The following is an 18,790-nucleotide window of genomic DNA, read 5'->3' as shown; positions in this document are numbered from 1 at the left end:
CAGCTCCCACATTGGGTTGGGTTTACAAGGCCAGGGCCGTGATGCTCACGCCCAAGGTGTGGCTTTCCCCGGGTGCCAGGTTCACCACATCGTCCAGCACGTTGGCCGTCTCGATGCACAACATCCCCTGCCAGCCGTCATCGGCCATATCGTCGAAAGCCTTGGCGCGTTCGGTCCAGGGGTTCCAGATCACGGTGGTTTTCGAGCCTTCGCTGGTGAGCTGGATACGGCGCTGCCAATCGCTATCGACGATATTCAGCTGTGCCGGCGTATTCAGGTAAATGCGGTCTGTTTCGGCGCTGAAGTGCAGCAGCCCGGCTTGTTGTTTCTCGGCCCACCCGTCGGCGGTATCGATGTAAGCCACGCCATCCAGGCCCTCGACCTGAACCTTGCGCACATCGCTCACGGCGAAGTAGGTGTGCAATGCCTGGCTGAGGGTCACGATGTCGGCGCCGCGGTTGTGGCTGGTCAGGCGGATGTGCAGTTGGTCATCCAACAGCAGGCTCAGCGTCAGGTCTACCTGATGGGGCCAGCCTGGAAAGCCGCCAGCCGGCACCGGCAAAACCAGGTCCACTCGCAGCGTCTGGCCGTCGAGTTCGGTGGCGGCCAATTCCCAGCGGGCGGTGCGCACAAAACCGTGGGCGCCGGCAGGCTGATTACTCTGACGCATGGCTTTGACGCTTTGCGGGTTGCGGTCGAACACCCCGAACCACGGCCAGCACACCGGTACGCCAGTACGAATGCCTTTGCCCTGCTTGAACACGGCCTCAGGGTTCGGCCAGATCAGCGGCTGTTCGCCCTCGCGCTGGTAACTGAAGATATGCGCACCCTGTTGGGCCACCATCAACTCGGCGCCGTTGTGGCGGATGCGCCAGCAGTCCAGCTCGTCGATTTTTACCGTCTCAACGTGGGGCGTAGGCATGACAAAGCTCTCTTAGTGGCAGGCAATGGGGCAATTGACCGTTAAAACCCGGCGAGGTTTAACGCGCCCGTGACGGTACCGAGCGCGTGCGGCCGCTGCCATCGATGGCGACGAACACAAATACGGCTTCGGTCACCTTGCGCCATTCGCTGGACAACGGATCGTCGCTCCACACTTCGACCATCATCTGGATCGAGCTGCGGCCGATTTCCAGGGCCTGGGTATAGAAGGAAAGCTGCGCGCCCACGGCTACCGGCACCAGGAACGCCATGCGATCAATGGCCACGGTGGCCACGCGCCCACCGGCGACCTTGCTGGCCATTGCCGTGCCGGCCAGGTCCATCTGCGCGACCAGCCAGCCGCCGAAGATATCGCCAAAACCGTTGGTTTCACGCGGAAGCGCGGTGATTTGCAGGGCGAGATCGCCTTGCGGGATAGGATCTTCTTGTTCGAGTTCGATCATGCCGAGGGTGCCTCTGACCCGTGACGCTTCATGGGTATTTCAAGTGGATAGCCGTCTTCTCAGAAAAACGTTTCAGCACCAACATACACCGCTCGATGCGTTTCTCGTAAGGCGAACTAAAGGGAAACTCTGCCAAATCGGCTGGATGGTACCCAACAGCGTTTTGGCACAGCAGCCCGTCAAGACAGCGGGTCTGGCGCTTGCACCGGCGAGTATATCGAGACCCTGGCGCCACGACGACCTCCCGACGCTCATTTGGTCGGTAAATAGACGCTGTATCGGGGCTTTTGCGCGCAACTGTGCTCCTGGCGCTGTGCTTTTTCAGGCGATTTGCTATCTTGCCAAACCCGCCGCAAGTCACGGGCGTGCAGTCCTTTACGATGATTACTATAAGAGAAGCCTTGCCATGTCCTCCGTGCCTGCAAGCAGTGCGCAACCCTCGCGCCCGCTGACCCGCAACGACTACAAAACCCTGTCGCTGTCTGCCTTGGGCGGGGCGCTGGAGTTCTACGACTTCATCATCTTTGTGTTTTTCGCCACCGTGGTCGGGAAACTGTTCTTCCCCGTCGACATGCCCGAATGGCTGCGCATGATGCAGACCTTCGGCATCTTCGCCGCCGGCTACCTGGCCCGCCCCTTGGGCGGCATCATCATGGCGCACTTTGGTGACCTGCTGGGCCGCAAGAAAATGTTCACCTTGAGCATCTTCATGATGGCCGTGCCCACCCTGATCATGGGCTTGCTTCCGACCTACGCGCAGATCGGCCTGTGGGCGCCGGTCCTGTTACTGCTGATGCGCATCATCCAGGGCGCTGCGATTGGCGGCGAAGTACCGGGCGCCTGGGTGTTCGTCTCCGAGCACGTGCCGCCGCGCCACATCGGCTACGCCTGCGGCACCCTGACCAGCGGCCTCACCGCCGGTATTCTGCTGGGCTCGTTGGTGGCTACCGCCATCAATAGCGCCTATACACCGGAACAGGTCTCTGATTACGCCTGGCGGATTCCTTTCCTACTCGGCGGCGTATTCGGCCTGCTGTCGGTGTATCTGCGTCGTTGGCTGCATGAAACCCCGATCTTCGCCGAGATGCAGCAACGCAAGAGCCTGGCCGCTGAACTGCCCTTGCGCGCAGTGTTGCGCGATCACCGTGGCGCCATTGTGCTGTCGATGCTGTTGACCTGGCTGCTGTCGGCCGGCGTGGTGGTAGTCATCCTGATGACCCCGACCGTGTTGCAAACTATCTATCACTTCAGCCCCACGGTGGCACTGCAGGCCAACAGCCTGGCCATCGTGACCTTGAGCCTGGGTTGCATCGCCGCAGGCGCGCTGGCCGACCGTTTTGGCGCCGGTCGCGTGCTGGTCACCGGTTGCGCACTGCTGCTGGCGACCTCCTGGACGCTGTATCACAGCCTGATGGCCCACCCGGACTGGCTGTTCCCGTTGTATGCCCTGACCGGCCTGTTTGTCGGCACCATCGGCGTGGTGCCCTACGTGATGGTCAAAGCCTTCCCGCCGGTGGTGCGCTTCAGCGGTCTGTCGTTCTCCTACAACGTTGCTTATGCCGTGTTCGGCGGGTTGACGCCCTTGGCGGTGTCGCTGCTGATGAAGGAGAGCCCGATGGGCCCGGCTTACTATGTGGCCGTCCTGTGTGTGATGGGGATGCTGGTGGGCGGGTATCTGTGGAAACGCGGTCGCTGAAGCCTGCACATTCAGATAGTGGCCTTTCATCTAATTGTCATATTTCAGACATAGAGTGTTCACACGGCCTGCCGATACTTGGCCCCGATCCAATTATCCCTATCTGCTAGGAGCAAGGCATGAAACTGAAACGTTTGATGGCGGCAATGACTTTTGTCGCTGCTGGCGTTGCGACCGCCAACGCGGTGGCCGCTGGTGTTGATCCGGCAATCCCGGCTTACGTCAAGACCACTGGTGTGTCGGGCAACCTGTCCAGCGTCGGTTCCGATACCCTGGCTAACCTGATGACCCTGTGGGCCGAGGGTTACAAAAAGGAATACCCGAACGTCAACATCCAGATTCAAGCTGCCGGCTCCGCTACTGCGCCACCTGCGCTGACTGAAGGCACCTCCAACCTGGGCCCGATGAGCCGCAAGATGAAGGACACCGAACTGGCGGCCTTCGAGCAGAAGTACGGCTACAAGCCAACGGCAATCCCGGTTGCGGTGGATGCTCTGGCGGTATTTGTGCACAAGGACAACCCGATCCAGCACCTGACCATGGAACAGGTCGACGCTATCTTCTCGTCGACGCGTCTGTGCGGCGCCAAAGCCGATGTGAAAACCTGGGGTGACCTGGGCGTGACCGGCGACCTGGCCAACAAGCCAGTGCAACTGTTCGGGCGTAACTCGGTATCCGGCACCTACGGCTACTTCAAGGAAGAAGCCCTGTGCAAAGGCGACTACAAGCCAAACGTGAACGAACAACCGGGCTCGGCTTCGGTCGTGCAGTCGATCAGCTCCTCGCTGAACGGCATCGGTTACTCGGGTATCGGCTACAAGACCGCCAGCGTGAAGACCGTGCCACTGGCCAAGAAAGGCAGCACTGACTACATCGAAGACTCTGAAGAAAACGCCCTGAACGGCAAGTATCCGCTGTCGCGTTTCCTCTACGTGTATGTCAACAAAGCCCCGAACAAGCCACTGGCGCCGCTGGAAGCTGAGTTCGTGAAACTGGTGCTGTCCAAGCAGGGCCAGGAAGTGGTGGTCAAAGACGGCTACATCCCGCTGCCAGCCAAAGTCGCCGCCAAGGCCCTGGCTGACCTGGGTCTGAAAGAAGGCAACTAAGCCTGCGATACCTGATGTAGACGCATGCTTTTCTGTGGGAGCGGGCTTGCCCGCGATGCTGGCGACGCGGTTTAGCGTTGAAACCGTGTTGATGCCATCGCGGGCAAGCCTGCTCCCACATAAGCAGTCTGCATCCCTAATTTTTATCCGCTGCCAGCCCTGCTTCGCGGCGGATTTGTTGCGTCACTGCACTGTCATCTTTCTGTCATACAGGATCGCTAGGGTGTGCGCATGAATGATCTGGCCAATTCCACCATGACGACGACTTCCCCTCCCAAGCGCATTGATTTCAATACGCCTGAGCTGCAACGCAAGCGCCGAATCCGCGCGCTCAAGGATCGCTTCACCCGTTGGTATGTGCTGGTCGGCGGGCTCGCCGTGCTGGCCGCCATTACCCTGATCTTCTTCTTCCTCGCCTATGTGGTTGCGCCATTGTTCCAGGGCGCCTCGTTGACCAAGGAAGACGCGTTGACGCCCGCTTGGATGCAGGACGCCGGCAAGCCGTTGATGATCTCCCTCGAAGAACAGAACCAGGTCGCCATGCGGGTTTCCGACAAGGGCCAGGCGCTGTTCTTTGCCGTGGACACCGGTGCCGAGCTCAAGCGTGTCGACCTGCCGATTCCGGCCGGTACCAGTGTTGCTTCCATTGGTGAAGATCAGCCGGGCAGCCCGCTGGTGATTCTCGGCTTGTCCAATGGCCAGTCTTTAGTGTTCCGCCACACCTATAAGGTGTCGTACCCCGACGGCAAGAAAACCATTACCCCAGCGATCGAGTACCCCTACGGCGAAACGCCGATCGTGCTGGATGACGCCGGTCGCCCGCTGGAGCACGTCGCGCTCAACGCCACCGACACCTCCCTGGTGGTGGCAGGTTCCGCCGGTTCGCACTTGAACGTGCTGACCCTGAGCCGCGAAGAAAACATGATGACCGGTGAGGTCACCAGCGAGCAGAAGCGTGTCGAGCTGCCGCAGATGACCGAGCCGGTGAAGGCGATCTTCATCGACCCACGCCAGCAGTGGCTGTACGTGATCAACGGCCGTGCCCTGGCCGACGTGTTCAGCCTGCGCGACAAGAGCCTCAACGGGCGCTACAAACTGCTGGAAGACGCCGACACGGAAATCACCGCCAGCACCCAGTTGGTCGGCGGCATCTCGCTGATCCTGGGTAACTCCAAAGGCGGCCTGGCCCAGTGGTTCATGGCCCGTGACCCGGATGGCGAGCAACGCCTGAAGCAGATCCGCACCTTCCAGATGGGCACTGCACCCATCGTCGAAATCAGCGCTGAGGAGCGCCGCAAAGGCTTCACCGCCCTGGATGCTGCTGGCCAGTTCGGCGTGTTCCACAGCACCGCTCATCGCACCTTGCTGGTCGACCCGGTGGTCGACGGTCAGGGTCTGTTCGGCATGTCGCCACGGGCCAACCGTGTGATCGTCGAGGCGGGTGGCAAGCTGCAACCGTTGTTGCTCGACAACCCGCACCCGGAAGTGTCGTGGAGCGCGTTGTGGAGCAAGGTCTGGTACGAGAACTACGACGAGCCTAAATACGTCTGGCAATCCACGGCCGCCAACACCGATTTTGAACCCAAGATGAGCCTGGCCCCGCTGACCTTCGGCACCTTGAAGGCCGCGTTCTACGCCATGTTGCTGGCGGCGCCACTGGCGGTTGCTGCAGCGATCTACACCGCTTACTTCATGGCGCCGAGCCTGCGCCGCAAAGTCAAGCCGGTGATCGAACTGATGGAAGCCATGCCGACGGTGATCCTCGGATTCTTCGCCGGCCTGTTCCTGGCGCCGTATGTGGAAGGGCACCTGCCGGGCATTTTCAGCCTGTTGATGCTGTTGCCGATTGGCATCCTGGTCGCCGGCTTTGTCTTCAGCCGCTTGCCTGAGTCGATCCGCCTGCGCGTTCCCGATGGCTGGGAAAGCGCGATCCTGATTCCGGTGATCCTGTTCGTGGGTTGGCTCTCGCTGTACATGAGCCCGTACCTGGAAACCTGGTTTTTCGGCGGTGACATGCGCATGTGGATCTCCCACGATCTGGGCATTACCTACGACCAGCGCAACGCGTTGGTGGTCGGCCTGGCCATGGGTTTTGCCGTGATCCCGAACATCTACTCCATCGCCGAAGACGCCGTGTTCAGCGTGCCACGCGGCCTGACCCTGGGGTCCCTGGCACTGGGCGCCACGCCGTGGCAGACCATGACCCGCGTGGTCATCCTCACCGCCAGCCCGGGCATCTTCTCGGCGCTGATGATCGGCATGGGCCGCGCCGTGGGCGAGACCATGATCGTACTGATGGCCACCGGTAACACCCCGGTGATGGAGATGAACCTGTTCGAGGGCCTGCGCACCCTGGCGGCCAACGTTGCGGTGGAGATGCCCGAGTCGGAAGTGGGCGGCAGTCATTACCGCGTGCTGTTCCTCTCGGCGCTGGTGCTGCTGTTGTTCACCTTCATCATGAACACCCTCGCCGAGCTGATTCGTCAGCGTCTGCGCAAGAAATACTCGTCGCTTTAAGAAAGGTAGAAGTCTGTGAAACAGAACTCCCTGAATGGATGGTTCAAGAGCGGCGCCCCCGGCGTCTGGATCAGCGGTGGCGCGGTGTCCATCGCGGTCATCATGACCATTGGTTTGCTGGCTGTGATTGCGGTGCGGGGCCTGGGCCATTTCTGGCCGGCCGACCTGATCCAGGCCAACTACAACGTGCCAGGCCAGGCCAACCACATCGTCATCGGCGAAGTGGTCCAGAAAGAAGAAGTGCCGCGTGAGCGTCTGAAAAGCGCGGGCCTGCCAGTGCCGGACCAAGGCCCGGAATTCATGACCCGTGAGCTGATCAAGGTCGGCAATCGCGACCTGAACGGTAACGACTTCACCTGGATTGTCGGTGAGTGGCTGAAGGACCAGACCAAGCCTGCGAACCTGATGGCCATCGAGCGTCGTGAGTGGGGCAACTTCTACGGCACCCTGGTCAACGTCAAGCAGGACGGCAAGGTGATTGCCGAAGGCGAGGCCGCGTGGCCGGAGCTGCAAGCTCGCGTGGACCGCGTGAACAAGCTGGCCGCTCAGCTCAAGAGCCTGGAAAAAACCGATATTGGCGCGATCAACGCCGGGTTGGAGCGCATCCGCCTGCACGGTCGCAAACTGGAACTGGAAGGCAAGCTCGACGCTGCCGCCCAGGCCGACATGGACGCCGACCGCGCCGAGCTGAATGCGCGCTACCAGGACATCGAAGCGCGCCTGGCCGACCTGCATGCCCAATTCAACCGCGACGCCCTGACGGCGCGTGACGGCAACGGCAAGGAAGTGGAAATCGGCATCGGCAAAGTGGTGCACGCCTACCAGCCGAACGCCATGGGCACGATGACCAAGATCGGTTTCTACTTCAGCAAGGTCTGGGAATTCCTCAGCGATGACCCACGGGAAGCCAACACCGAAGGCGGGATCTTCCCGGCCATCTTCGGCACCGTGATGATGACCCTGATCATGGCAATGATCGTGACCCCGTTTGGCGTACTGGCCGCGGTGTACCTGCGTGAATACGCCAAGCAGAACACCTTGACGCGCATCATCCGCATCGCCGTGAACAACCTGGCCGGTGTACCGGCGATCGTCTACGGCGTGTTCGGCCTTGGCTTCTTCGTGTATGTATTGGGGGGCTCGGTCGATCGTCTGTTCTTCGCTGAAGCGCTGCCTGCGCCGACCTTCGGTACGCCGGGGCTGCTCTGGGCTTCGCTGACCCTGGCGCTGCTGGCGGTGCCGGTGGTGATCGTGGCCACCGAAGAGGGCCTGGCGCGGATCCCTCGAACCGTGCGTGAAGGCTCCTTGGCACTGGGCGCGACCAAGGCGGAAACGCTGTGGAAGATCGTGCTGCCGATGGCCAGCCCGGCGATGATGACCGGCATGATCCTCGCCGTGGCCCGCGCCGCCGGTGAAGTGGCGCCGCTGATGCTGGTGGGTGTGGTGAAACTGGCGCCGTCGCTGCCGCTGGACGGCAACTACCCGTACCTGCACCTGGACCAGAAGATCATGCACCTGGGCTTCCATATTTATGACGTCGGCTTCCAGAGCCCCAACGTCGAAGCGGCACGGCCTCTGGTGTACGCCACCGCGTTGCTGCTGGTGCTGGTGATCGCCACGCTCAACCTGTCGGCAGTGTGGATTCGTAACCACCTGCGCGAAAAATACAAAGCGCTGGACAGCTAATGCGATCCAATGTGGGAGCTGGCTTGCCTGCGATGCAGACGACGCGGTGTATCAGTAAGACCGCAGTGATGCCATCGCAGGCAAGCCAGCTCCCACAGACACAGAATTTGAGTAAGCCGCCCCGGCGGTTCAACGAATGAATTGGTAGCACAGGGAGCATCCCATGCAACACGAAACCCAATCCCACGGCATCAACATGTCTGCCCTGGGTCGCGACAAGCAGAGCCTGAGCCTGGCCCAGGAAACCGTGGCCATCGAAGTACCGGGCCTGAGTCTGTACTACGGTGACAAGCAGGCGCTGTTCGACGTCAGCATGAACATCCCAAAACAGCGTGTGACCGCCTTTATCGGCCCGTCGGGCTGCGGCAAGTCGACGTTGTTGCGTACCTTCAACCGCATGAATGACCTGGTGGACGGTTGCCGTGTGGAAGGCGCGATCAACCTCTACGGCACCAATATCTACCGCAAGGGCGAGGACGTGGCCGAGCTGCGTCGCCGCGTGGGCATGGTGTTCCAGAAGCCCAACCCGTTCCCCAAGACCATCTACGAAAACGTGGTCTACGGCCTGCGTATCCAGGGTATCAACAAGAAACGCATCCTCGATGAAGCCGTTGAGTGGGCGCTCAAGGGCGCGGCATTGTGGGACGAGGTCAAGGACCGCCTGCACGAATCGGCACTCGGCTTGTCCGGCGGCCAGCAGCAGCGTCTGGTGATCGCCCGTACCATCGCCGTAGAGCCGGAAGTGCTGCTGCTCGACGAACCGTGCTCGGCCCTCGACCCGATCTCCACCCTGAAAGTCGAAGAGCTGATCTACGAGCTCAAGTCCAAGTTCACCATCGTCATCGTGACCCACAACATGCAACAGGCGGCGCGGGTTTCCGACTACACCGCGTTTATGTACATGGGCAAGCTGGTGGAGTTCGGCGACACCGACACCCTGTTCACCAATCCGGCGAAGAAGCAGACCGAAGACTACATCACCGGTCGCTACGGCTAGGAAGCTGTGGTTCTGATTGCACTGACGCTGCGGTTTTCCGCACCTTACCGGACGCTCCAAGGACGCCAACATGATTAGCAAAGAAGGCCTTACCCACCACATCTCCGCGCAGTTCAATGCCGAGCTTGAGGAAGTGCGCAGCCACCTCCTGGCGATGGGCGGGCTGGTGGAGAAGCAAGTCAATGATGCGGTCACCGCGCTGATCGAGGCCGACTCGGGCCTGGCTCAGCAGGTGCGTGAGATTGACGAGCAGATCAACCAGATGGAACGCAATATCGACGAGGAGTGCCTGCGCATTCTTGCCCGCCGCCAGCCAGCGGCCTCGGACCTGCGTTTGATCATCAGCATTTCCAAGTCGGTGATCGACCTGGAACGCATCGGTGATGAAGCCACCAAGATTGCCCGCCGCGCCATCCAGCTGTGCGAAGAGGGTGAAGCCCCCCGTGGCTACGTGGAGGTGCGCCATATCGGCGATCAGGTGCGCAACATGGTGCGCGATGCCCTCGACGCCTTCGCCCGCTTTGACGCCGAACTGGCGTTGTCGGTGGCCCAGTACGACAAGATCATCGACCGCGAATACAAGACCGCGCTGCGCGAGTTGGCCACTTACATGATGGAAGACCCGCGCTCGATCTCGCGGGTCTTGAACATTATCTGGGTGCTGCGTTCCCTGGAGCGTATCGGCGACCACGCGCGCAATATCTCGGAATTGGTGATTTATCTGGTGCGCGGCACCGATGTGCGGCACATGGGCCTCAAGCGCATGAAAGCCGAAGTTGAAGGGACTGCTGATCTAATCCCTAATGTTTCGGGCGAATCTGACGATAAGTAAGGTTGCCCGAGAAATTAACGCCCGGCCTCTGGCCGGGCGTTTTCGTTTGTGGCATCTGAATTTTTTGCACAGCAGGCGCCATAAAGTCCTTCTGTGACCCGCGAGTTTTGGCAAAATGCCATCAGTCAGGCGTTTTGCAGACGTTTTTATAGGATGAAGGGTCGATGAGTAAAGTCAGTGTGTTGGTGGTGGATGACGCCTCGTTTATTCGCGACCTGGTGAAGAAGTGCCTGCGCAATTACTTCCCCGGAATCAAGATCGAAGATGCGGTGAACGGCAAAAAGGCGCAATCCATCCTGATGCGCGAAACCTTCGACCTGGTGCTGTGTGACTGGGAAATGCCGGAAATGTCCGGTATTGAGCTGTTGACCTGGTGCCGCGAGCAAGCGCACCTGAAGGCCATGCCGTTCGTGATGGTGACCAGCCGTGGCGACAAGGAAAACGTGGTGCAGGCCATCCAGGCCGGCGTTTCCGGCTACGTGAGCAAGCCGTTCACCAACGAGCAGTTGCTGAACAAGGTCAAGCAAGCCCTGCACAAGATCGGTCGCCTCGATGCGCTGATTGCCAGCGCGCCGACCAAGATGAACTCAGCCTTTGGCAACGACTCCCTGAGCGCCCTGACCGGCGGCAAACCCGAAGCGGTCAAGCCGGCCCCGGTGGCGGCGCCCAGCAAAGGTTTGCTCAATACACCGCCAGTCAAGGCCCCCGCCGCAGCGGCGCCGGCTGGCAGTCGCGGTCAGGGCCAGTTGCGCCTCGCAAGCGGCACCCAGCAATGCGTGATCAAGGCCCTGAGCATCAAGGAAGCGTTGCTGGTGGTAAAGCGTGGCGAGGTCCTGCCTCAGGTGCTGGAAAGCGCCGTGCTCGACCTTGAGCAGGGCGACAACGCCGAAGTCGCACGGCTCAACGGCTACCTGCACGCCATCGTCGCCTACGAGCCCAAGCCCGACAGCGACTGGTTGCAGCTGACCTTCCGCTTTATCGACCAGGATGCGCAGAAGCTGGACTACATTTCCCGCCTGATCGCCCGTGGCACGGCGCAGAAGCATTTCGTGCCGGGTGCGTGACCCTTCAAGGCGACGCTTAGTCCATGTGGGAGCGGGCTTGCCCGCGATAGCAATCTCTCAGTCAACGATGCGCTGGCTGACCCACCGCTATCGCGGGCAAGCCCGCTCCCACACGCAGCACTGCGCCTGCAGTTAGTCCAGCAGCAGCACCTTGGCCAACACGATCTTCGGCCCTTTCATCTTCTTGATGATGATCCGCAAGCCTTCAACTTCCAGCACTTCTTCTTCTTCCGGCACGCGCTTGAGCGTGTCGTAGATCAGGCCGGCCAGGGTTTCGGCTTCGATGTGGTCCAGGTCGACGCCCAGCAGGCGTTCCACCTTGAACAACGGCGTGTCCCCACGCACCAGCAGTTTGCCGGGCTGGTAGGCGAGGATGCCGCGCTCGGCCTTGCGGTGTTCGTCCTGGATATCGCCCACCAGCACTTCCAGCACGTCTTCCATGGTCAGGTAACCGATAATCTTGCCGTCGGCCTCTTCCACCAGGGCGAAGTGCGCGCCGCCTTTGCGGAACTGCTCCAGCAGTTGCGACAACGGCATATGTCGCGATACGCGTTCCAATGGACGGGTCAATTCGGCCAGGTTGAACGATTCGGGGATATGGTCCAGGGCCGCCAGTTCCAGCAGCAAATCCTTGATGTGCAGCAAGCCGACGAACTCGTTGCGCACCGCGTCATACACCGGGTAACGGCTGAATTTATGGCGACGGAACAGCGCGAGGATTTCCTTGAGCGGGGCGTTGAAGTCCAGGGTCACCAGGTCTTCCCGGGAGTTGGCCCAGTCCACTACTTCCAGCTCGCCCATTTCCACGGCGGAGGCCAGTACGCGCATGCCTTGGTCGCTGGGGTCCTGGCCACGGCTGGAGTGCAGGATCAGCTTGAGTTCTTCGCGGCTGTAATGGTGCTCATGGTGGGGGCCAGGCTCGCCTTGGCCCGCGATACGCAGAATGGCGTTGGCACTGGCGTTGAGCAGGTAGATAGCCGGGTACATCGCCCAGTAGAACAAGTACAGCGGCACGGCCGTCCACAGCGACAGCAACTCGGGTTTGCGAATCGCCCAGGATTTTGGGGCCAACTCACCGACCACGATGTGCAGGTAGGAAATCACGAAGAAGGCGGCAAAGAACGACACGCCCTTGATCACTTCAGGCGACTGCACGCCGACCGCGCCCAGCATCGGCTCGAGGATGTGCGCAAAGGCCGGTTCACCGACCCAGCCCAGGCCCAGGGACGCCAGGGTGATACCCAACTGGCAAGCCGACAGGTAGGCGTCGAGCTGGCTGTGCACGGTACGCAGGATCTGCCCGCGCCAGCCGTTCTTATGGGCGATGGCCTCGACGCGGGTGGCGCGCAGTTTGACCATGGCAAATTCCGCCGCAACGAAGAAACCGTTGAGCAGTACCAGGATCAGTGCAAAAAGAATCATGCCGAAATCGGCGAAGAGTGTCGCGAGGGTGATGCCAGGGGAAGGGTCCATGATGGGGTTTTGCAGGTTCCGTGTGTTCAATAAGGGGTGACAGGTGGGCCTGAAAGGCAGGCACAAGTCGGCCAATGTAGCGGCTGACGGGGCGCTTGCCTAGTGCCTGCTGCCGGGCGGGGCTGCAAAATCGTCTCACAGAACCCGTGTGGGAGCTGGCTTGCCTGCGATGGCGGTCTGCCTGCTACCGATGATTTGGCTGACCCGCCGCCATCGCAGGCAAGCCAGCTCCCACAGTGGGCTGTGCTCACTTCAAATTAGTCATCGGCCTCGACCGCTCGCGAACGGGTGACCTGCGCCGGCGGAAAATGACAGGTAAAGGTACTGCCATGCCCCAGCACGCTGCTGATTTCCAGGCGGGCCCGATGGCGCAACAGCACATGTTTGACGATGGCCAGGCCCAGCCCGGTGCCGCCGGTATTGGAGTTACGGCTGGAATCGACACGGTAGAAGCGCTCGGTCAGGCGCGGCAGGTGCTTGGCGTCGATACCGATACCCGAGTCCTGCACACTCAGGTGTGCGCCATGCTCGTCGGCCCACCAGCGAATGCGGATATTGCCCTTGTCCTGGGTGTACTTCACCGCGTTGAACACCAGGTTGGAGAAGGCGCTGCGTAGTTCGCCTTCACTGCCCTTGAGCAATACGGTTGGGTCGGCCTCCAGCGTGATCTGCTGCCCGCGTTCGCCTGAGAGCGCCTGGGCATCGTTCTTGATCGTCTGCAACAGGCTCTGCACCGCCACGGGGTGGTTATCCGAGGGGTAGTCCGTGGCTTCAAGCTTGGCCAGCAACAGCAGGTCGTTGAGCAGGGTTTGCATGCGTGAGCCTTGTTGCTGCATCTGCTGCAGGGCGCGGCTCCAGCGCGGGTTGATCTCATCGACATTGTCCAGCAACGTCTCCAGGTAGCCGCAGATCACCGTCAAGGGCGTGCGCAACTCGTGGGAGACGTTGGCGACGAAGTCCTTGCGCATCTGTTCCAGCTGGTGGATACGGGTCACGTCACGTACCAGCATCAAGTGTTCGTTATTGCCGTAGCGGGTCAGGTACAGCTGGATGCGCACGCGGTCGTTGGTGGGCGAGGGGATTTCCAGGGCTTCTTCGTAGTTGTCCTGCTCGAAGTACTCCTTGAAGCGCGGGTGGCGTACCAGGTTCGTTACCGGCTGGCCGCTGTCCTGAGGGGTCTTGAGGCCCAGCAGGGTCTCGGCGGCGCGGTTCCACCATTCGAGGTTGCCGTCGCTGTCGAGCATGATCACCGCGTCCTTGAGTGCGGCGGTGGACTCCTGCACCCGGTCGATCACCGCTTGCAGGCGCCCGCGTACCCGTTGGTCGCGGCGTTGCAGGTGGTAGATGCTGTCGAACACCTCGCCCCACAGGCCATAGCCATCGGGCGGTGCTTCGTCGGGTTTGTGCTGGCGCAGCCATTCATGCAGGCGCAGCAATTGTTTGAGGGTCCAGCCCAGGTACAACGCGATGCCGGCGGCCAGGCTCCAGCCGTAATAGCCACTGATCAGCCCGACCAGCAGGCAGGCAGTGATCAACAGAAGCATGTGGCGGATCAGGGTGCCGTGCCAGTTCTGGTTCACTTAAACATGCGTCCTTGTCAGCTGTTAAGGGAGGAAAGGGACTGGCTCAGCCTTTGGTAGAAAACCGATAGCCGGTACCGCGCACGGTTTGTACCAGATTCTCGTACGCATCGCCCAAGGCTTTGCGCAGGCGGCGGATATGCACGTCCACAGTGCGCTCTTCCACATAGACGTTGCCGCCCCATACCTGGTCGAGCAGTTGGCCACGGGTGTAGGCGCGCTCCTGGTGGGTCATGAAGAATTGCAGCAGGCGGTATTCGGTCGGCCCCATTTCCGCAGGCTTGCCGTCGATGGTCACGCGGTGGCTGATCGGGTCCAGGATCAAGCCGTCGACTTCGATAGGCGCTTCGCCATCGGTCGGGCCGGCGCGGCGCAGCACGGCTTTGAGGCGCGCCACCAGTTCCCGTGGGGAGAACGGCTTGGTGATGTAGTCATCGGCGCCGACTTCCAGGCCCTGGATCTTGTTGTCCTCTTCGCCCTTGGCGGTGAGCATGATGATCGGGATGTCCCCGGTCAGCTCGTCACGCTTGAGACGGCGGGCCAACTCGATGCCTGAGGTGCCGGGCAGCATCCAGTCGAGCAGGATCAGGTCCGGCTTGCGGTCGACGATAATGGCGTGGGCCTGCTGGGAGTTCTCCGCCTCCAGGCAGTCATAGCCGGCCATTTCCAACGCGACGGCGATCATTTCGCGAATGGGCGCTTCGTCGTCAACGATCAGAATGCTCCTGCCAACCATGCTCAATCCTCTTGTCATTTAACTGTCTTGCGCCGCATTAGATAACGGAATTATTGCAGTCGTGTGACAGTAATTTAGTCGCTTGGGCAATTAACGGCACTCTGGACTACCCTTTGGGTCCGAATCCTGACAACCACAAAAGGAAGGTTCCGATGACTTACAGCACTGTTTCCTGGAAAGCCCTGCTGGTATCTGCGGTGTTGACGCTGCCAGGCCTGGCGTTTGCGGCAGAGCCGGCGATGACCCAAGACGGGATGTTAGTGGATCACAAGGGGATGACGCTCTATACCTTCGACAAGGACGCTGATGGCAAATCAGTGTGCAAGGACCAGTGCGCGACCAACTGGCCACCGCTGAAGGCAGAGTCCACTGACACCAAGACCGGCGATTGGACGGTGATCACCCGCGACGACCAGACCAGCCAGTGGGCCTACAAAGGCAAGCCTGTCTACACCTACAAGGACGACAAGAAAGCCGGTGACAAGACCGGTGATGGCAAGGGTAGCGTCTGGCACATCATCAAGCCTTAAGTCTGCGGCGCTGCTGAATCCATCGGGGGCAAGCCCCTCCCAATTTTTTGATCTGCGAATACAGTCAAAATGTGGGAGCTGGCTTGCCTGCGATGGCGTCCCAACAGCCACCACAGAATCCTCAGCGAACCGCGTAATCCACCACGATCCCGACAAAAATCGCCAACCCCGCCCAGTGATTATGCAAGAACGCCTTGAAGCACTTCATGCGGTCCCTGTCCCGTGTGTACCAGAACTCCCAGACAAAACAGCCCGCTGCCGCCAGCAACCCGAGGTGGAACCACCCGCCCAGCTCGAACCGCGCGCCGGCCAGCAACAGGCACGCCAGCGCCAGGCCTTGCAGGGTGAGGATGATCACGCGGTCAGCGTCACCGAACAGAATGGCGGTGGATTTCACCCCGATCTTCAAATCGTCATCGCGGTCGGTCATGGCGTAATAGGTGTCGTAGCCCACCGTCCATAACAGGTTGGCGATGTACAGCAGCCACGCGGTGGCAGGCAAATGGCCGGTCTCGGCGGTAAACGCCATCGGCATGCCCCAGGAAAACGCTGCGCCCAGCACCACTTGGGGGTAATAGGTGTAGCGCTTCATGAACGGGTAGCTTGCCGCCAGTGCGAGGCCGCCCAGGGACAGCAGGATGGTGCTGGCATTGGTCAGCAGTACCAGCAGGAAACTGATGCCCATCAGCACGGCAAAAAACACCAGCGCTTCTTTCGAACTGATCTTGCCGCTCACCAGCGGGCGTTGCTCGGTGCGTTTCACATGGCCATCGACCTTGCGGTCGGCCCAGTCGTTGATCACGCAGCCGCCGGCCCGGGTGAGCACCACGCCCAGCACGAAAATCACGATATTGATCAGCGACGGCGAACCCTTGCCGGCGATCCACAGGGCCCACAGCGTCGGCCACAGCAGCAGGTAGATGCCGATGGGCTTGTCCATGCGCGTCAACTGAATGAAATCCCAGGCCCTGGGGTTCAGGCGGTTCAAGGACTTGAGCAGACGTTGGTACATCAGCAGTTCTCCGGATGATCGTGCAACGCGCGCCAGAAACTCGGCAAAAAGACTTCCGCCACCAGCACGCTCAGCGCTCCGCGGTCGAAGCGCGAGCGGCGTGCCCACAGATTATCGGCCTGGTCCGCTGTCGGCAGCCAGGCACGAGGGTAGTGACACACTTCAATGGCCTGGCGGGTGAAGGCGCGGTCGCAGAACAGCAACTCGCCCAGCGAACGGCTGCCCAGCTCGTCCATGTGCAGGCCATCGCCCTGCAAAGCACTGCGGGCCGCCACGCTGCGGGCGAACACCCAAGGCAGGCCGTGCCCGCGCAAATACACCTCGCGTACCCAGCCGATACTGGCCGGCGGCAGGTCCAGGGCGGCGCATTCATCATCGCGCAACGGTTGCCAGCCTTCGAACAGCGGCGTCACGCTGAAAGCCTCGTTGGACAGCCACGTCAGCCGTCGCGTCAGCGAGCCTTCGTCAAATAGCCAGTTGAGGGTCAAGGGCGTGGGCAAGGGGCTCAGAAGGCTCTGGGTCAGCCATTGGCAAGCATCGGGAAGGGCGATTGAGTGCGGCACGGTGAGTCAGTATTGGCAGCAAAAGAGGCGGCGAGCTTACCATGGCACCCTGAACTTTTGCCGCGCCAAACCGGCCGTTTGCGTCGAACGTGCTTGCATCTGCCGGCCCCGATCAGTACAAAACGCCCTGAGCCGCGCGGCAACGCTGGATCCATCGACCGCCGGCCAACACGCCTGAACCTGAGGAAGCACGTAATGAAGAAGTGGCAATGTATCGTCTGTGGCCTTATTTACAACGAAGCGGACGGCTGGCCGGATGACGGTATTGCACCAGGCACTCTGTGGCAGGACGTTCCGGAAGACTGGCTGTGCCCGGACTGCGGCGTGGGTAAGTCGGACTTCGAAATGATCGAAATCGCGTAATCCCGAATTTAAGAAACGTACTACAAGGAGAAAGGAATGAACGCACCTGTCGTGATCATCGGCACAGGATTGGCCGGTTACAACGTCGCCCGGGAGTTTCGCAAGCTCGACAGCGAGACCCCATTGCTGCTGATCACTGCCGATGACGGACGCTCCTACTCCAAGCCCATGCTCTCCACCGGCTTTGGCAAGAGCAAGGAAGCCGATGGCCTGAGCATGGCCGAACCCGGCGCCATGGCCGAGCAGCTCAAGGCCCAGGTGCGCACCCATACGCGTATCAGCGGCATCGACCCAGGCCACAAGCGTCTGTGGATCGGCGAGGAAGCGGTGACCTATCGCGACCTGGTCCTGGCCTGGGGCGCAGAAACCGTGCGCGTACCGGTCGAAGGCGATGCGGCTGATTTGATTTTCCCGATCAACGACCTGGAAGACTACGCACGCTTTCGTGCCGCTGCTGCTGGCAAACGGCGCGTGCTGCTGCTCGGCGCCGGCCTGATCGGCTGCGAATTTGCCAACGACCTGATCCTGGGCGGCTATGAAATCGACCTGGTCGCGCCCTGTGAGCAAGTCATGCCGACCCTGCTTCACCCGGCGGCGGCCGCCGCGGTGCAAGCCGGGCTCGAAGGCATCGGCGCGCGCTTTCACCTGGGCCCGGTGCTCAATCGCCTGCAACGCGCCGCTGATGGCCTTGAAGCGCACCTCTCGGACGGCGAAGTGATCCACTGTGACCTGGTGGTGTCCGCCATCGGCCTGCGCCCACGCGTAGACCTGGCCGCAGCCGCTGGCCTGCAAATCAACCGCGGAATCATGGTGGACCGTCACCTCAAGACCTCCCACGCTAATATCTACGCCTTGGGCGACTGCGCCGAGGTCGATGGCCTGAACCTGTTGTACGTGATGCCGCTGATGAGCTGCGCTCGCGCCCTGGCACAAACCTTGGCTGGCAATGCCACGGCGGTGAGCTATGGGCCGATGCCCATCACCGTGAAAACCCCGGTCTGCCCGCTGGTGGTATCACCTGCGCCACGAGGCACCGAAGGCGTCTGGAGCGTCGAAGGGCAGGGTGCCGACATCAAGGCCCTGTGCCGCGATGCCAGCGGCCGTCTGCTGGGTTATGCACTGACCGGCAGCGCTGTCATGGAAAAACTGGCGCTGAACAAAGAACTTCCGCCGTTACTGGCGTAAATACCACCCGTTCTGTCGCAAACATCACGTTCATACCCGTAGAAAGGCCGCCGCGAGACTGGCGC

General features: G+C 61.1%; 17 protein-coding genes. 10 read left to right on the top strand and 7 right to left on the bottom strand.

Annotated features, from left to right (window positions below; all coding sequences use genetic code 11):
• Window positions 1-22 precede the first annotated feature (22 nt).
• Together AB4P90_RS29060 and AB4P90_RS29055 are read right to left on the bottom strand one after the other, a co-directional pair.
• On the bottom strand, window positions 23-922 hold the full coding sequence (locus AB4P90_RS29060; RefSeq protein ID WP_102665839.1) for a D-hexose-6-phosphate mutarotase: 900 nt from the start codon (window positions 920-922) through the stop codon (window positions 23-25).
• Window positions 923-980: 58 nt separating this feature from the next.
• Window positions 981-1,385 carry an acyl-CoA thioesterase gene (locus AB4P90_RS29055; RefSeq protein WP_003176975.1) on the bottom strand — a complete coding sequence of 135 codons (405 nt, stop codon included), beginning with the start codon at window positions 1,383-1,385 and terminating at the stop codon, window positions 981-983.
• 406 nt (window positions 1,386-1,791) lie between these two features.
• On the opposite strand from AB4P90_RS29055, the gene AB4P90_RS29050 reads away from it, so the two are divergent.
• The 7 genes from AB4P90_RS29050 (at window position 1,792) to AB4P90_RS29020 (ending at window position 11,283) form a co-directional block, all read left to right on the top strand.
• The gene (locus AB4P90_RS29050; RefSeq protein ID WP_014720517.1) at window positions 1,792-3,081 is read left to right on the top strand and encodes an MFS transporter; all 1,290 of its coding nucleotides are present in this window, start codon (window positions 1,792-1,794) and stop codon (window positions 3,079-3,081) included.
• 119 nt (window positions 3,082-3,200) lie between these two features.
• Window positions 3,201-4,187 (top strand): phosphate ABC transporter substrate-binding protein PstS, encoded by a 987-nt coding sequence (locus AB4P90_RS29045; RefSeq protein WP_003195633.1) that lies wholly within the window; start codon window positions 3,201-3,203, stop codon window positions 4,185-4,187.
• Window positions 4,188-4,670: 483 nt separating this feature from the next.
• Entirely contained in the window at window positions 4,671-6,704 is a 2,034-nt protein-coding gene (locus tag AB4P90_RS29040) for an ABC transporter permease subunit (protein WP_172832677.1), read from the top strand.
• 15 nt (window positions 6,705-6,719) lie between these two features.
• Window positions 6,720-8,390 (top strand): phosphate ABC transporter permease PstA, encoded by a 1,671-nt coding sequence (pstA, locus tag AB4P90_RS29035; RefSeq protein WP_034129126.1) that lies wholly within the window; start codon window positions 6,720-6,722, stop codon window positions 8,388-8,390.
• 163 nt (window positions 8,391-8,553) lie between these two features.
• On the top strand, window positions 8,554-9,387 hold the full coding sequence (gene pstB, locus AB4P90_RS29030; RefSeq protein ID WP_003195626.1) for a phosphate ABC transporter ATP-binding protein PstB: 834 nt from the start codon (window positions 8,554-8,556) through the stop codon (window positions 9,385-9,387).
• A 70-nt stretch (window positions 9,388-9,457) separates the two neighbouring features.
• Window positions 9,458-10,219 (top strand): phosphate signaling complex protein PhoU, encoded by a 762-nt coding sequence (phoU, locus tag AB4P90_RS29025; protein WP_003195624.1) that lies wholly within the window; start codon window positions 9,458-9,460, stop codon window positions 10,217-10,219.
• Between the two features lie 164 nt (window positions 10,220-10,383).
• Window positions 10,384-11,283, top strand: coding sequence for a response regulator (locus AB4P90_RS29020; RefSeq protein ID WP_014720514.1), 900 nt, complete (start codon window positions 10,384-10,386; stop codon window positions 11,281-11,283).
• 132 nt (window positions 11,284-11,415) lie between these two features.
• On the opposite strand, the gene AB4P90_RS29015 is transcribed toward AB4P90_RS29020, so the two are convergent.
• From AB4P90_RS29015 to phoB, 3 genes are all read right to left on the bottom strand, one after another.
• Window positions 11,416-12,756, bottom strand: coding sequence for a hemolysin family protein (locus AB4P90_RS29015; RefSeq protein WP_003195620.1), 1,341 nt, complete (start codon window positions 12,754-12,756; stop codon window positions 11,416-11,418).
• Between the two features lie 257 nt (window positions 12,757-13,013).
• Window positions 13,014-14,300: a phosphate regulon sensor histidine kinase PhoR gene (gene phoR, locus AB4P90_RS29010; protein ID WP_232246145.1), complete on the bottom strand. Its 1,287-nt coding sequence runs from the start codon at window positions 14,298-14,300 to the stop codon at window positions 13,014-13,016.
• Between the two features lie 82 nt (window positions 14,301-14,382).
• Entirely contained in the window at window positions 14,383-15,072 is a 690-nt protein-coding gene (phoB, locus tag AB4P90_RS29005; protein WP_003195617.1) for a phosphate regulon transcriptional regulator PhoB, read from the bottom strand.
• 152 nt (window positions 15,073-15,224) lie between these two features.
• Between phoB and AB4P90_RS29000 the strand changes: the two genes are divergently transcribed.
• Window positions 15,225-15,602 carry a hypothetical protein gene (locus AB4P90_RS29000; RefSeq protein WP_014720512.1) on the top strand — a complete coding sequence of 126 codons (378 nt, stop codon included), beginning with the start codon at window positions 15,225-15,227 and terminating at the stop codon, window positions 15,600-15,602.
• 121 nt (window positions 15,603-15,723) lie between these two features.
• Here AB4P90_RS29000 and ubiA read toward each other — a convergent pair whose 3' ends face one another.
• Both ubiA and AB4P90_RS28990 read right to left on the bottom strand, forming a co-directional pair.
• The gene (gene ubiA, locus AB4P90_RS28995) at window positions 15,724-16,614 is read right to left on the bottom strand and encodes a 4-hydroxybenzoate octaprenyltransferase (RefSeq protein ID WP_014720511.1); all 891 of its coding nucleotides are present in this window, start codon (window positions 16,612-16,614) and stop codon (window positions 15,724-15,726) included.
• Window positions 16,614-17,177 (bottom strand): chorismate lyase, encoded by a 564-nt coding sequence (locus AB4P90_RS28990; RefSeq protein ID WP_072435258.1) that lies wholly within the window; start codon window positions 17,175-17,177, stop codon window positions 16,614-16,616. The genes ubiA and AB4P90_RS28990 overlap by 1 nt, the downstream gene beginning before the upstream one ends.
• 195 nt (window positions 17,178-17,372) lie before the next feature.
• Here AB4P90_RS28990 and AB4P90_RS28985 point away from each other — a divergent pair, with 195 nt between their 5' ends.
• Both AB4P90_RS28985 and AB4P90_RS28980 read left to right on the top strand, forming a co-directional pair.
• The gene (locus AB4P90_RS28985; protein WP_014720509.1) at window positions 17,373-17,540 is read left to right on the top strand and encodes a rubredoxin; all 168 of its coding nucleotides are present in this window, start codon (window positions 17,373-17,375) and stop codon (window positions 17,538-17,540) included.
• Between the two features lie 36 nt (window positions 17,541-17,576).
• A complete protein-coding gene (locus AB4P90_RS28980) occupies window positions 17,577-18,725 on the top strand; it encodes an NAD(P)/FAD-dependent oxidoreductase (protein ID WP_395605553.1) in 1,149 nt (382 codons plus the stop codon).
• Window positions 18,726-18,790 lie beyond the last annotated feature (65 nt).

Source organism: Pseudomonas sp. B16120, assembly GCF_044218845.1.
Lineage (GTDB): Bacteria > Pseudomonadota > Gammaproteobacteria > Pseudomonadales > Pseudomonadaceae > Aquipseudomonas > Aquipseudomonas paracarnis.
This window is presented reverse-complemented; position numbering and strand designations above follow the sequence as displayed.

What these genes read in the sequence shown, in the direction of transcription:
- AB4P90_RS29060 (WP_102665839.1), bottom strand. Translation starts at nt 922, where the DNA reads ATGCCTACGCCCCACGTTGAGACGGTAAAAATCGACGAGCTGGACTGC.
- AB4P90_RS29050 (WP_014720517.1), top strand. Translation starts at nt 1,792, where the DNA reads ATGTCCTCCGTGCCTGCAAGCAGTGCGCAACCCTCGCGCCCGCTGACC.
- pstB (WP_003195626.1), top strand. Translation starts at nt 8,554, where the DNA reads ATGCAACACGAAACCCAATCCCACGGCATCAACATGTCTGCCCTGGGT.
- phoB (WP_003195617.1), bottom strand. Translation starts at nt 15,072, where the DNA reads ATGGTTGGCAGGAGCATTCTGATCGTTGACGACGAAGCGCCCATTCGC.
- AB4P90_RS29000 (WP_014720512.1), top strand. Translation starts at nt 15,225, where the DNA reads ATGACTTACAGCACTGTTTCCTGGAAAGCCCTGCTGGTATCTGCGGTG.
- ubiA (WP_014720511.1), bottom strand. Translation starts at nt 16,614, where the DNA reads ATGTACCAACGTCTGCTCAAGTCCTTGAACCGCCTGAACCCCAGGGCC.
- AB4P90_RS28980 (WP_395605553.1), top strand. Translation starts at nt 17,577, where the DNA reads ATGAACGCACCTGTCGTGATCATCGGCACAGGATTGGCCGGTTACAAC.
- AB4P90_RS29045 (WP_003195633.1), top strand. Translation starts at nt 3,201, where the DNA reads ATGAAACTGAAACGTTTGATGGCGGCAATGACTTTTGTCGCTGCTGGC.
- AB4P90_RS29020 (WP_014720514.1), top strand. Translation starts at nt 10,384, where the DNA reads ATGAGTAAAGTCAGTGTGTTGGTGGTGGATGACGCCTCGTTTATTCGC.
- AB4P90_RS28985 (WP_014720509.1), top strand. Translation starts at nt 17,373, where the DNA reads ATGAAGAAGTGGCAATGTATCGTCTGTGGCCTTATTTACAACGAAGCG.
- phoU (WP_003195624.1), top strand. Translation starts at nt 9,458, where the DNA reads ATGATTAGCAAAGAAGGCCTTACCCACCACATCTCCGCGCAGTTCAAT.
- AB4P90_RS29055 (WP_003176975.1), bottom strand. Translation starts at nt 1,385, where the DNA reads ATGATCGAACTCGAACAAGAAGATCCTATCCCGCAAGGCGATCTCGCC.
- phoR (WP_232246145.1), bottom strand. Translation starts at nt 14,300, where the DNA reads ATGCTTCTGTTGATCACTGCCTGCCTGCTGGTCGGGCTGATCAGTGGC.
- AB4P90_RS29040 (WP_172832677.1), top strand. Translation starts at nt 4,671, where the DNA reads ATGCAGGACGCCGGCAAGCCGTTGATGATCTCCCTCGAAGAACAGAAC.
- AB4P90_RS29015 (WP_003195620.1), bottom strand. Translation starts at nt 12,756, where the DNA reads ATGGACCCTTCCCCTGGCATCACCCTCGCGACACTCTTCGCCGATTTC.